Raw genomic sequence first — 13,229 nt, forward strand, 5'->3', positions numbered from 1 at the left:
TATGAGTAGTATATAACAACTAAATAATAGAAGCTATTGAAAAATGATTTGGTAAGTTTGAAAACCAAAATATAATCCATAAATAATAAGTGATATTCCAGATATTACTGTTATAAGAGACAATATACGCGTATTTAAAATTTTACGAAATATACTAGATGTACTCGCCATCGTAATATCCCAAATAAAAATACCTAAAATAGTACCAAAGCTATATAACAAAAGCTGCTCTTTATTATAGGAAGAAGCGGCTTTTGCTAATATAGAGCCGAAAATTCCAAGCCAAAATAGAATTGTCAATGGATTCGATAAAGACATAAAAAAACCAGAAAAAAAGCTTTTAATAATTGAATCATCATTTCTAGTATTACTAATACTAATTTGATTCGCATTTTTTAAACTTTCAATGCCTGTATAGATTAAAACAAAAGCTCCGAAAGACCATAAGAAAAGTTTTATAATATCTTTTTCGAGGAAATGAATTACACCTAAATAAATAAGTGCCATGTAGATAACATCTGCAAGTAAGGCTCCTATGCCAAGAATCCAAGCGTGAAAAAACCCACTCCTAATACCTTTTTCTAGCTGCGCAGCATTTATAGGTCCCATTGGAGCAGATAATGATAAACCTAAGAAAACATAGCTTAAAAATATGCCCACGTATAATATGCTCCTCCCACTAAATTTGATCTATATTAAATCTATTCAGTGGTTAAAGTTTGTACAACTAAATAATAAAAAACGGAGTGAATTACTTATTTTTATGAAAGTATTTTATGATTCGAGAAAATGGACACTTGGATGGGACGGTTTCATCATCACGTAAAAAATATTGCTGCCATTCATAATTATCTTTTTCACCATAATCTTTAAGAGAGGGATGAATAGGAGCTTTGTCATAAGCGGCTAGACGTTGGCGTATTACGTCTTTTAGTTTTCGACTGCGTTTCTCAGAATTCATAACTCCCTGTAAAACCCATCTAGGTGTTAAAGCGAGCATCATACATGAAAAATGTCTACTTTGTCTATTGACATGGGCAGGTGTAGCGCAGTAAACGAAATATGATTCATTATGAAAGCAAAATTCCCAAGTATTCTCCATAGGGTCATTTGGAATGTGCGTAGGCCATTCCATCTCGTCCAAACAACTGGTTGTATTAAGTAGAGACCAATACATATGTTCAAAATCTTCAACTGTAGTTTCTCGCAGTAAATCTATTGGTGTATGAATAAAAACAATAAGTGAGGCGTATTGACCTGTGTCTCTAGAACATTCCGTATATTCTTTAAGTAATGTGGCAAAGTCCTCGCTAGTATTCGTATCTCTAGGATCACCAATGAATCCGTACCGGAGGTGATTGGCTGTAAAGCCGTGTTGAGCTGGTATACAAGGAAACAATTTATCTTTATCTGTCATTTTTAATTTAAAAGAACGGAAAGCTTCTCGTTGCCAATGTGGAAGGGTAATAATATTTTTTTGTAAAGAGTCTTTATCATAAAGTATAGTCATCTTTTTATCCCTCCTAAGTCATAATATATAACCTATTAATTATTTAAGAATAGGTGACTAACACGGCTAGAATAATTATTTTTTAATCTATAAAAATAAAATGATTTAATGAAAAATCCCCTTCAATGTAGTTACTTTAATAGTGGATCTTTAATAACGTATAAATTTAAGTAGCTATAAAATTTAAAAAATATAAAAGGAATATGTAGGTACAATGTTCACATTTATATTTTCTAACTAATATGGTTTATAACGAAACAAGAAAGGATGTATTATGATGGGGGTTTTCAAGGAAGAAAAAATTAAATTTATAGATTGTAAAGGCGAAGAAGTCATTTTGAAAATCAAAATTAAGGATATAAAAAAGTAGGGAAGAGGAATTAAGGATACTTTATTGTGATTAACATAGAAGGATGAAAAGTAATCATGAATTAGATTGAAATGAATTCAGTAGTATAGGCCCTTTTTGAATTTTTTTGCATAGTGTGGCATGAATGAATATTAAGGGGGAACATCTATGTCTTATCCTAATCAGCTAGCTTGGCATGAAACATTGGAGTTACATGAATTAGTAGCATTTCAAGCAAACGGTTTAATCAAATTAAAAAAATCAGTTAGGAATGTATCAGATCAAGCACTTCAATCGTTATATATTAAAGCTATAAATGTCATCCAAAACAACTTACAAGAGTTAGTACAATTTTATCCTTATGCTCCTGGATTTCAAGCGCAGCATCGTGATGACACTGGATTTTACGCCGGAGATTTACTTGGATTAGCAAAGACATCTGTTCGAAATTATGCAATTGCAATTACTGAAACTGCAACGCCCCGTCTTAGAGAAGTTTTAACCCGTCAAATAAATGGTGCTATACAATTACATGCGCAGGTTTTTAACTTTATGTACGAACGTGGTTACTATCCAGCTTACGATTTAAAACAACTATTAAAAAATGATGTTCAAAATGTGCAAAAGGCAATACAAATGCAATATTAAAATGAAGATATGGAAATTATCTTTAGAGGAAAACTATAGTTTATTTATAGGTCAATTAGTTAAGACTCAATGGTAATTTCCATTGTTAATAAATTGATTAAATGCTAAAAATATAGATTCATTCTAAAGTGTTAAAGAAATTGTACTAGCGCTATTTTAGAATAGTGAACCTCTTAAAGCTTTTTTAGTGAGTTTTAACCAAATATTAAATATGCTTGAGAATAAGTATTTATATGATACATCTAGTTGAATGTTATTTTCCTTTGGCACTAAGTATGTTTAGCACATTTTTCTTTTGGGAAAAATAATAATGTACATTAGTGGAAAGGATAGGATTTAATGGTTACCAAAACTGATAATACAAGCTATTTAACCTCTTCTGTTTATTTGACCCGTAATCTATGGTCAGGTATCTTGTTTGGGCTAGGGTTAGTAGCTTTTATAGATGAAACTATTTTTCATCAACTGCTGCATTGGCACCATTTTTATGATAAATCTACAACAGATATTGGACTCATTTCAGATGGTCTTTTTCATGCTTTTAGTTGGTTTGCAACGATTGGTTCCTTGTTTATGGTTGCTGATCTTCGTCGTAGAAATGCATTTTGGTTGAAAAGATGGTGGAGCGGATTAATGCTTGGTAGTGGTGGATTTCAATTATATGACGGTATAATTCAACATAAACTAATGAAAATACATCAGATTCGATACGTAGATAATGTTCTTATCTACGACGTAATATGGAACATAATTGCGACTGTAATGCTCTTAATTGGCATTCTGCTAGTTTTTCAGACAAGAACTGATGAAAGATTATTGAGAGGTAAAAGCTTAAATGAACAATAACCATCTTCATCATGAAATATGGAATGCACTGGATATTTTACTATTCGTATTCATTTTAATTATGTTAATAATTTATATAGTAGCCACGATTTTATCAAATCGCCATTACAAACGATGGCCGTTATATCGAAGTGTCTTCTGGATTTTAGGACTTATTTGTGTGGCAATAGCAGTTGTTGGGCCCTTAGCTCATCGTGCTCATAATGATTTCACAGTGCATATGCTTGTGCATTTACTCCTTGGGATGCTTGCTCCAATTTTTATAGCATTAGCCGCTCCAATGACTCTTTTTTTACGAACGCTCAATGTGAAAGCAGCACGACGTCTTTCAAGGATACTAAAGAGTAGGCCTCTACAACTTCTTACTCATCCAATCATCGCAACCTTGCTTAATTTAGGAGGACTATGGATTCTCTATACGACTAGCTTATACTCGATGATGCACGAAAGTATACTTCTTCATTTGTTCATACATTTCCACGTTTTTATTGCAGGATATCTGTTTACCACATCAATGATTTATGTTGATTTAATATCCCATAGGTATAGCTATATGTACCGATCAATTATTTTAATAATTGCATCAGCTGGTCATGGGATATTATCAAAATACATATATGCTCATCCGCCTACTGGTGTAGTTACTGAACAAGCTGAAATGGGAGGCGTGCTGATGTATTATGGCGGGGATTTCATTGATATTGTTCTTATTTTTATACTTTGTTTGCAATGGTCTAGGGGTAGCAGACAGAGAACAAAAGTTAATAATGTAGTAAGGTCATGAGATGTATCGGATTTTTTGAAACTAAAAACTTTGAAATAAAATTTAGTTAAATCGTATTATGGATTAAGTATGGTATGAACAAAATTTAAAAAAGTATGTTAAAAGTAAAAAGAGCAGTTATTTATTATGACTGCTCTTTTTTATGGTAAGAAGTACAACCTGGGTAAGAAGCAGGCTACACTACAGGTAGTGTTTGCGGAATATCGAGTTTTATTCAATAAGGATAGTTCCATTCTTAAAATAAAGATGTTGTCTAAGATTATTGTTTTTTACATATTTTAATATCCTTTGACGTTTTGATTTTGTGATACATTTTAGTTTTTTGTTTAATTTATGTTTTTATCTACATATTTTCCATAATCAGGTGTAGCAATTTTATCAAATTCTTGAGCGAGTGTATTGAGGCTTGTTGATAGCAATTCACCTGACATCGGTATCCCATGTCCAGTAACAGCGGTTAGAGGCTTTAACTTCTCTAGCTTAATAACTGACTCTTTAGCGGCTTTCCAGTCTGTTGTTAAATAACGAGGCGGACCGCTTATTTCCTGTTCCTGAGTAATTACCTTATATAGATATTCCTGCTTCACCGTAACAAAAGCGTCCCCAGCAATTAATGTTCGGTCTTTTTCTCGGAATAATGAAATATGACCTGGAGTGTGTCCTGGTGTATGAATCCATCTAAACTCTGGCATATGGGGAACAGTTCCATCTGTAGGAAGTACTTTTATGCTACTTCCTAAATCAATCGGTTCGTTAGGGAACAGAGGGGACATTTTCGCTACCATACCACCTTCAACTGTTGGATCTGGTTCAGGATAGCTTTGTTGTCCGGTCAGGAAAGGTATCTCCATTTGATGGGCATAGACGGGAACATCCCAATACTTAATGAGTTCAATTATTCCACCAACATGATCAAAATGCCCGTGAGTTAAAATAATTGCTTTTGGGCGGCTGTTTGTACCAAATCGATCCTCAGCGACAGAGATAATTTCATTTGCACATTTAGGCATTCCAGCATCAACTAAAACAAAATCATTGCTCTCGGGATTTCCAACAAAACAGATGTTGACGATTTGAATCGTGTAACAAAATAAATCAGGCAATACTTCGATGCCATGACCACTTTCAATTGAAGTTGCTGGAATAAACTTATAATCACTTCCATAATTCATCTCATTGTCCACTTTTTATCCCCCTTAATATATGTTAATACGACATTATAGTTCCCTAATTTCTCAAATCCATTTTGGAGGATCTGAGAAAAGAATGAGTGGGGGATTAAAAAAACAATAATTTACTCCTAGAATTAATGTGGAGACATATCAATTTATATAAAGTGCAAACAAAAAATATTGATTGTAAAGTCGTAGTTTCTACTATTATTTTGAGTTTAAGTGTATATCTTTTAAGAGGATATACCAAGTTCTTTTATTTTGATAATTACTTGAAACTTGAATAGGGAAAACATGATCAAGCCCCCATTCTAATTCGTTTATTTCATTTTCAAGTCCTGTTGGATAGAGTAAAAGAATCTTAAAATTATTTTTAACAATATTCGATAAAACGGTTTGTAATTCTAGTGCTTCAGTCAAGTTTCCGCCCCATCTAACAAATAAAATGGATTGTGAATGATGAATTTTTTCGTAAAAGTTATCAATTCTTCGATCTAATTTTTGTTTAAAATCATGGTATGTGATGAACCAATCTTCATTTGGAATAACAGGGAAATCATGATAAGATGTTACGTTATATTTTGTGTCTTTTATAATATGAGAAAAAACAGGTTGTATCACACCATCATTAAACACAATATTTTGTTCCGGCATTGCGTGCATGTTTTTTAAATCCATAAAGTCTATAAAATTATTTTTCAATAATGTATTGATAGAAGAAAGATTGGGTGATTCAAACCAATCTAGAGGACCTGAATATTTCCGCAGCCTATATTTTTTCAGATGAATAGCGGTATAACAATTTTCCCCTAAACTAATAACATCATCATAAATTCCTTGAAGCTTTTTCATTTCCAATACAATCATCCTTTTTTTGGGAAAATAGGAGAACTAATTCATTATAAATAATATATGTATGTATAAAACCTCCTGTGAAAAGGCTCACAGGAGGTTAAACTAAAGCGTATTTCGGGTTATATACTATTTGTCGAGGTAAGAATTGTGTGTGATAATTAATGGCGTTTTAGAAAAAAGGGGAAAAACAGAAGTACATTGAAGTTAGTTGTGAATAAATTATAATTTAAAATTGAGCGGAAATAAGGAGCCCCAGTTACTTCATTATGCAACTGGGGCATTTTTTAATCTCTTCCTAACTTAATTATATCATGTAAATCAAGTTCGAAATAGACTGTTTATTCGTATTTACTACTGCTACAATCAAGAACACATGAATAGTAAGGAGAGGTGCCAAATGAGTTCTTTCGTTCTCGGTTTTCAGGAAATAGAAAAAATGCAGCTTTCACTTGTTGGTGGAAAAGGATTGAATTTAGGGGAGTTATCCAATATTCAAGGGATACAAGTGCCAGAAGGATTTTGTGTTACAACGGTAGGGTATGAACAGGCCATCGGAAAAAATGAAGCATTTCAAACTTTGTTGAATCAATTAAAAATGCTAAAAATTGAGGAACGAGATCAAATTGGTGAAATTAGTAAGAAGATTAGAGAAGTCATTATGGTGGTGGAAATTCCAGTTGATGTAGTGGAATCAGTAGCTCATTATCTCTCACGTTTTGGAAATGAACATGCGTATGCCGTGCGTTCTAGTGCTACGGCTGAAGATTTACCGTATGCTTCGTTTGCTGGGCAACAAGATACGTATTTAAATATTATCGGAGAAAACGCAATTTTACAGCATGTAAAAAAGTGCTGGGCTTCTTTATTTACAGAGCGAGCAGTCATGTACCGTATGCAAAATGGTTTTGAACATAATCAAGTTTCTATATGTGTTGTTGTTCAAAAAATGGTTTTCCCGCAGGCTTCAGGAATTTTATTTACCGCTGATCCGATTACTTCTAACCGGAAGGTGTTATCAATCGATGCCAGTTTTGGACTTGGTGAGGCATTAGTATCAGGACTGGTCTCTGCTGATAATTATAAAGTAAAAGAAGGCGAAATCGTCGATAAGATGATCGCAACTAAAAAATTAGCTATCTATGGCTTACAAGAAGGCGGAACAGAAACAAAACAGATTGATCCGGCTCAGCAAAAAATTCAAACATTGTCTGAACAACAAATTTTACAACTAGCAAGTATCGGAAGACAGATTGAAGCTTATTTTGGTTGTCCGCAAGATATTGAATGGTGTTTAGTGGATGATACATTTTATATTGTCCAAAGTCGCCCCATTACGACTTTATATCCAATACCAGAAGTAAATGATGGGGGAAATCATGTGTATATATCGGTTGGTCACCAACAAATGATGACCGATGCGATGAAACCACTAGGGTTATCTTTTTTCCTGTTAACGACTAGTGCTCCTATGCGTAAAGCGGGAGGAAGGCTATTTGTTGATGCTACGCAACAATTAGCTTTACCTGCTAGCAGAGCTTATTTAGTAAACACTTTAGGGAAGTCGGATCCACTCGTAAGAGATGCATTAACGACTATAATCGAGCGAGATCATTTTATTAAATTATTACCGAATGAAGAAAAAGAAAAGAGTGCTAGTAAAAGTAAGCCACCAGTAAGTTCGCAACCAGAAATCGAAATTGATTCAGCAATCGTTACAGATTTAATAAAGAATAGTGAAGCATCAATCGAAGAGTTAAAACGAAACATGCAAACGAAATCAGGGGTGGATGTACTTGATTTTATTTTAGAAGACATTCAGCAATTAAAGAAAGTATTATTTAACCCGCAAAGTATAGCGGTCATTATGGCAGGTATGAATGCTTCGGCTTGGATCAATGAAAAAATGGAGCAATGGCTAGGCGAAAAGAATGTAGCAGACGCGCTTTCTCAATCGGTACAAAATAATATTACGTCAGAAATGGGGCTAGCATTAATGGATGTTGCTGATGTGATTCGGCCGTATCCAGAAGTTATTGCGTATTTACAACATGTAGAAGAGGATAACTTTTTAGATGAACTTGTTCAGTATAACGGCGGAGAAAAAGCTCGAGATACAATCATTGCTTTTCTAAATAAATATGGAATGAGATGTAGCGGAGAAATCGACATTACGAAAACGCGCTGGAGTGAGAAGCCAACAACCATTATCCCAATGATATTAAATAATATAAGAGACTTTGAATATGGTGCGAGTAAGCGGAAGTTTGAAGAAGGACTGCAAGAAGCTTTAAAAAAAGAAGAAGAATTATTAGACCGATTGCAGCACTTGCCGGATAGTAAACAAAAAGTAGAAGAAACGAAGCGAATGATTCGTAATATCCGTAATTTTATTGGCTATCGTGAATATCCAAAATACGGTATGATTAATCGTTATTTCATATATAAGCAGGCGTTATTGAAAGAAGCTGAGCAACTTGTGCAGAGCGGTGTTATTCATGAAGTTGATGATATTTACTATTTAACTTTTGAAGAGCTTCACGAAGTTGTTCGCACGAAGAAACTAGATTACGAAATTATTCATAAACAAAAAAATGATTATAAATTATATGAAAAACTAACGCCTCCGCGTGTAATGACGTCTGATGGAGAAATCATTACAGGTAAATATAAACGTGAAAACCTTCCAGCTGACGCGATTGTAGGCCTGCCTGTTTCTTCAGGAGTGATTGAGGGAAGAGCTCGCGTTATTTTAAACATGGAAGAAGTGAATTTAGAAGAAGGAGATATATTAGTTACTGCGTTTACTGACCCTGGCTGGACACCATTATTTGTATCTATAAAAGGATTAGTCACTGAAGTCGGCGGGCTGATGACCCATGGAGCGGTTATCGCACGTGAATATGGATTACCAGCAGTTGTCGGGGTAGAGAATGCTACGAAATTAATAAAAGATGGGCAACGAATACGAGTACATGGAACAGAAGGGTATATTGAAGTGTTGTAATGAAATAAAAGATCATCCGCTATAAATAGTGGATGATCTTTTATTTTGCAACAACTCATTTCTTTAAACCAGCCGCATAAAAAGGTCCATGAACGGCGATTGTTGATAAAATACGAGCAATCTCCTCAGGTGTTTCTTTTTGTCCATTATTTAACCATTGTTGGATGACACCTATATGTGCAGATGCCATATAAGAAGTTAAATATTCGCTTGGAACAAGTAAATTCTCCTTATTAATGAGAGGACCATTCGTATCTTCAAATAATGTTTTCCACATAAAGTCTTTCAGTTTTGTTTGGAAAGATAAATCTCCTTTCGGACTTAGTACAGCTCTCATAAAATCACTATTTTCATTTAGAAATTCAAGAATAGAAGTGATAAGTATAAATGGCATTGTTGGAGAAGGATTTGATCCAAGGTCAGCAATAACTTCCGGGAATTTCTGTTTAGCAATGCTAGAAAACTCGTACATAATGTCTTCTTGGCATTTTGTCATTAAATCAAATTTATCTTGATAGTGCGCATAGAAAGTACCGCGATTAATGTTTGCATTCGTTGTAATATCTTTCACTGTAATGGCGTCAAAACCTTTTTCTTCAATTAGCTCCACCAATGCATTTCGTATGGCAGTTTTCGTACGAACAACACGCAAATCTAAATTATTATCGCGCAAAGCATATCCCTCCTTAATTTTACTCAACACATTTGGAAAATGTGTCTTATAACCAACACATTCACGATTTTTGATTATTGTATAAGGTTCAACTCGAACATATAATTCAAAATATAAATAAACAACACGTTGTTGGTTATTATAGATCAAATTAAGGGAGGAGAAAAGAAAATGTTTAAAAATAAACTTTTATTTTTATCACCAGTTATTGCACTACTTGTTGTTTTTATTTTTTCATTAACGCTATTTCCAACTGTTCAACCGCAGCCGAAAAACTTGCCAATTGCAATTGTAAATGAGGATCAAGGTGTAGAAATTCCAAATCAACCGAAAATGAATATGGGGCAAACGATCGTTGATAACATGAAAAAAACAGCGAAATCAGAGGAAGAACCCGCAGTGAAGTGGGTAGAAGTAAAAAATAAAGAAGCCGTTCAAAAGGGATTAAACAATAAAGAGTATTACGCGGCATTAGTCATCCCGAAAGAATTTAGCGCAAAACAAGCGTCGTTACGAACACCACAGCCATCTTCACCTGAGATAGAAATATATATTAATCAAGGAATGAATACGGCTGCATCAACTATGGCAGGGCAAATATTACAGGCGATTGTTGATAATATGAACAATACTGTTCGTACACAAATATTAGAAGGGTTGAAAGCAAAAGGAGCTACTGTAACAACAGATCAAGCTGAGAAATTAGTAACACCTATTGTAAAGAACGTGAAAAATGTGAATGAGGTCGGCAAAAATAGTGCGAACGGTAACTCACCAATATCATTATTCCAGCCGTTATGGATTGCAAGTTTAGCTAGTGCAGCGATTATTTTTATTGCGATTAGTAAAATGCCAGTAAGCTCAAGAAAAGAAAACTTTCTGTTAAAAGTAAAACAAATCGTAACAGGAGCTATTGCGACACTTGTAATTGGGTTTGGTCTTACATGGATTGCAGATGGGATGGTAGGGTTAAATATTTCGAACTTCACGGATACAGTTCTATTCTTATCCATTACTTCTTTTAGTTTCTTCTTAATGATATCTGCAGTACTATCATTAGTTGGGCTAAAAGGAATCGGTTTATTCGCTTTATTACTATTCTTCGGGGCACCGTTATTATCATTAGCACCTGAGATGTTGTCTCCGTTTTATCAAGACTGGGTTTACTCATGGTTACCAATGAAATTTATGATTGAAGGCCTAAGAGAAATCTTCTTCTTCGGAAAAGGGTTAAGCTGGAATACACCTGTTACTGTACTCGTTTGGATTGGTATAGTAAGTATGGTTACTATATTAGCAACTGCACTCAAACGTAGTGTAGTAAAAGGGCATAAAACAGAATTGAACGCTTAAAAACAAGCCGTTTCACTAATTAGTGAAACGGCTTGTTTGTGATTTTTTCTCAATGTAAATGCTTGATTGTTGAAAAGTGTAGTGTTTAGAATTAAGGCGAAATCTTTAAAGATCGCGTACGTTCCAAACAATCTCACCACGTTCATCATCCCACGTACTGTGATGCCGCTTAAATCCTATCTTTTCTAGTACCCGGAGGGAAGCGATATTCCAAGCACCTACAGTCGACCAAAGTCTTTGGCGTCCAGTACAACAGATGCGGCCTCAGTCGCATAACCTTTACCATGAGCGCTGCGGAACAACTCGTATGCAATCTCCGGCTCTTCAAGTGTGGAACGACCGATAATTAAGCCACAGTACCCAATGAAATCGCCTTCGTCTCTCCTTCGAATAGTGAGAAGGGAAATACCATTTTCATCTGCCTTCTTGCGCATCTCAATAAGCCGGTTACGAACGGAATCAACGGCTGGAATGTCCACGCCACGTTCGCCAATTAATTTGCTCAGCCAAACGGAATCGGATTCCTCCCACATACTAAGCTCAAGTCTTTCGGTTTTCAGCTGGAAGGCCATAGTTTTAAATAAAGATGGCATAGTGGTACCTCCTAGTTATATGACTGGATTCATAATAGCTTCGCATCTCAACACCACATCTGGTTGGAAACCTGATTCATTCGCGAATTTATAGCAACAGCGTACAAAAAAATAGTGATATTTTATCCGCTATTTGCCGTGTAGTAAAATCCCCACTGATTATAGTTTCACTTTATGAATAAGCAATTCCTTTACAAAATAGACCCTTTTCTCAAACTTTTCTTTCAATCTAAAGCCGTCCCGTTATATACACAGGCTCCTACTATTTCTAAATGCATAAAATGTTAAGCGAAAGTATGGGGGGATATGATGTATAATTCGAATTATTATGATTGGTATAGGCAGAATGATAAGTTAATTAGTGATATTGAAAAAGCTATTAATGGAGAGTATAGCGCTATAAGCTGCTATGCAAAATTAGCGAATATGGCTCCAAATCAAGTAGAACAAAAACAAATTCTTGAAATTCGTAATGATGAAATAAAGCATTTCCACAACTTTGTACAAATTTATACGAACTTAACTGGTAGGCAGCCAAAACCACAAATTACTGAAGACTGCCCAAATACGTATTTACAAGGATTAGAGTTCGCTATACAAGATGAACAAAAAACAGTAGATTTTTATTTGGAAATTTCAGATGAGACATCGGATGCACATTTGAAAGAGTTGTTACGGAGAATAGCTGCGGATGAACAAAATCATGCAGTATGGTTTTTATATTACTTCGTGAAGTCGAAGTGAGCATTAAGAATGAACGACTGATGTGGTGCATATATTAAAAAATATTTTAAAACGTAGTGCAACAATTGAATGAAATATTTAAATGTAAGCAGAAGGAAACCGTTTCGCTAGTAGTGGAGCGGTTTTTTATGATGTACATATGTATCGACAAAATATAGTAATTACATTTGATATATAATGTATGAAACGAAAATGAATAAGTTAGGAGCAAGCATATGAAAAGAGGGATTACAGTAGATATACTAGATGAATATGATAATTTACTTTGGAAAGTATTAAAGCCAATTGATATTACTGTATTTGATTGGCGAGTGAGGGATGAGGAGTCCTACTTAATAGCACGTGGTGAATTGGATGAGGCATTATTTCCAGAAGAACCAAGTGTAGTGGAAGGGTTAGCATTGAAAAAGTTAGTTAAAGACAACATATATTATCTTATTTTTGCAGATTTAAAAGCATATCCTAAAGGAGAAAAAGCGATAGATATTGAAACATATGAAGAGTTTAAGGAAAGTAAGTGTGAGCTAATCGTATTAGCAGTGGATGCTCAATACATACAAATTTATGCGAAAGATCAAAAAGCGATTGAATTAATGTATGAAAACGCACGGAAACAAGGATTTTATGTGAAATATGTTACAGACGAAAACGACGGTAGAACGCGTTTGTCAGTATGGTAGCAAATTGAAAGGGGAAAG

At 34.5% G+C, this 13,229-nt stretch carries 12 protein-coding genes and 1 pseudogene; 7 read left to right on the top strand and 6 right to left on the bottom strand.

The window, feature by feature from the left end:
* Positions 1-33 precede the first annotated feature (33 nt).
* Entirely contained in the window at positions 34-660 is a 627-nt protein-coding gene (locus ACTFSL_RS09155; protein WP_000510848.1) for a LysE family transporter, read from the bottom strand.
* Positions 661-751: 91 nt separating this feature from the next.
* A complete protein-coding gene (locus ACTFSL_RS09160) occupies positions 752-1,510 on the bottom strand; it encodes a YqcI/YcgG family protein (RefSeq protein WP_059303666.1) in 759 nt (252 codons plus the stop codon).
* 517 nt (positions 1,511-2,027) lie between these two features.
* Between ACTFSL_RS09160 and cotF the strand changes: the two genes are divergently transcribed.
* From cotF to ACTFSL_RS09175, 3 genes are all read left to right on the top strand, one after another.
* Complete coding sequence (gene cotF, locus ACTFSL_RS09165; protein ID WP_000121390.1) at positions 2,028-2,507, top strand: spore coat protein CotF; 480 nt, start codon at positions 2,028-2,030, stop codon at positions 2,505-2,507.
* A gap of 339 nt (positions 2,508-2,846) precedes the next feature.
* On the top strand, positions 2,847-3,353 hold the full coding sequence (locus tag ACTFSL_RS09170) for a DUF2243 domain-containing protein (RefSeq protein WP_000256787.1): 507 nt from the start codon (positions 2,847-2,849) through the stop codon (positions 3,351-3,353).
* Positions 3,343-4,137: a cytochrome c oxidase assembly protein gene (locus tag ACTFSL_RS09175; RefSeq protein ID WP_001063489.1), complete on the top strand. Its 795-nt coding sequence runs from the start codon at positions 3,343-3,345 to the stop codon at positions 4,135-4,137. Before ACTFSL_RS09170 ends, ACTFSL_RS09175 begins: the two co-directional genes overlap by 11 nt.
* Positions 4,138-4,463: 326 nt before the next feature.
* Here ACTFSL_RS09175 and ACTFSL_RS09180 read toward each other — a convergent pair whose 3' ends face one another.
* Positions 4,464-5,321, bottom strand: coding sequence for an MBL fold metallo-hydrolase (locus ACTFSL_RS09180; RefSeq protein WP_000368273.1), 858 nt, complete (start codon positions 5,319-5,321; stop codon positions 4,464-4,466).
* 195 nt (positions 5,322-5,516) lie between these two features.
* The gene (locus tag ACTFSL_RS09185; protein WP_050552316.1) at positions 5,517-6,176 is read right to left on the bottom strand and encodes a DUF1796 family putative cysteine peptidase; all 660 of its coding nucleotides are present in this window, start codon (positions 6,174-6,176) and stop codon (positions 5,517-5,519) included.
* Positions 6,177-6,561: 385 nt separating this feature from the next.
* Here ACTFSL_RS09185 and ppsA point away from each other — a divergent pair, with 385 nt between their 5' ends.
* Positions 6,562-9,168, top strand: a complete 2,607-nt coding sequence (ppsA, locus tag ACTFSL_RS09190) for a phosphoenolpyruvate synthase (protein ID WP_059303667.1) — start codon at positions 6,562-6,564, stop codon at positions 9,166-9,168.
* A gap of 55 nt (positions 9,169-9,223) precedes the next feature.
* Here the strand turns inward: ppsA and ACTFSL_RS09195 are convergent, their stop codons facing one another.
* Positions 9,224-9,841 (bottom strand): TetR/AcrR family transcriptional regulator, encoded by a 618-nt coding sequence (locus tag ACTFSL_RS09195; RefSeq protein ID WP_059303668.1) that lies wholly within the window; start codon positions 9,839-9,841, stop codon positions 9,224-9,226.
* Between the two features lie 171 nt (positions 9,842-10,012).
* Between ACTFSL_RS09195 and ACTFSL_RS09200 the strand changes: the two genes are divergently transcribed.
* Positions 10,013-11,194 carry a YhgE/Pip domain-containing protein gene (locus ACTFSL_RS09200; protein ID WP_059303669.1) on the top strand — a complete coding sequence of 394 codons (1,182 nt, stop codon included), beginning with the start codon at positions 10,013-10,015 and terminating at the stop codon, positions 11,192-11,194.
* Positions 11,195-11,299: 105 nt separating this feature from the next.
* On the opposite strand, the pseudogene ACTFSL_RS09205 reads toward ACTFSL_RS09200, so the two are convergent.
* Positions 11,300-11,787: pseudogene (locus ACTFSL_RS09205) on the bottom strand (GNAT family N-acetyltransferase).
* 309 nt (positions 11,788-12,096) lie between these two features.
* On the opposite strand from ACTFSL_RS09205, the gene ACTFSL_RS09210 reads away from it, so the two are divergent.
* Both ACTFSL_RS09210 and ACTFSL_RS09215 read left to right on the top strand, forming a co-directional pair.
* The gene (locus ACTFSL_RS09210; RefSeq protein WP_000282830.1) at positions 12,097-12,531 is read left to right on the top strand and encodes a ferritin-like domain-containing protein; all 435 of its coding nucleotides are present in this window, start codon (positions 12,097-12,099) and stop codon (positions 12,529-12,531) included.
* Positions 12,532-12,746: 215 nt separating this feature from the next.
* Positions 12,747-13,211, top strand: a complete 465-nt coding sequence (locus ACTFSL_RS09215) for a DUF2691 family protein (RefSeq protein ID WP_059303671.1) — start codon at positions 12,747-12,749, stop codon at positions 13,209-13,211.
* Positions 13,212-13,229 lie beyond the last annotated feature (18 nt).

It is taken from the genome of Bacillus cereus group sp. MYBK108-1, from assembly GCF_051917185.1.
GTDB classification, from domain to species: Bacteria; Bacillota; Bacilli; order Bacillales; family Bacillaceae_G; genus Bacillus_A; species Bacillus_A cereus.

Bases quoted from the DNA above. Each gene is read 5' to 3' on its own strand.
- ACTFSL_RS09185 (WP_050552316.1), bottom strand. From the start codon at position 6,176: ATGATTGTATTGGAAATGAAAAAGCTTCAAGGAATTTATGATGATGTT.
- ACTFSL_RS09210 (WP_000282830.1), top strand. From the start codon at position 12,097: ATGTATAATTCGAATTATTATGATTGGTATAGGCAGAATGATAAGTTA.
- cotF (WP_000121390.1), top strand. From the start codon at position 2,028: ATGTCTTATCCTAATCAGCTAGCTTGGCATGAAACATTGGAGTTACAT.
- ACTFSL_RS09215 (WP_059303671.1), top strand. From the start codon at position 12,747: ATGAAAAGAGGGATTACAGTAGATATACTAGATGAATATGATAATTTA.
- ACTFSL_RS09160 (WP_059303666.1), bottom strand. From the start codon at position 1,510: ATGACTATACTTTATGATAAAGACTCTTTACAAAAAAATATTATTACC.
- ACTFSL_RS09175 (WP_001063489.1), top strand. From the start codon at position 3,343: ATGAACAATAACCATCTTCATCATGAAATATGGAATGCACTGGATATT.
- ppsA (WP_059303667.1), top strand. From the start codon at position 6,562: ATGAGTTCTTTCGTTCTCGGTTTTCAGGAAATAGAAAAAATGCAGCTT.
- ACTFSL_RS09170 (WP_000256787.1), top strand. From the start codon at position 2,847: ATGGTTACCAAAACTGATAATACAAGCTATTTAACCTCTTCTGTTTAT.
- ACTFSL_RS09200 (WP_059303669.1), top strand. From the start codon at position 10,013: ATGTTTAAAAATAAACTTTTATTTTTATCACCAGTTATTGCACTACTT.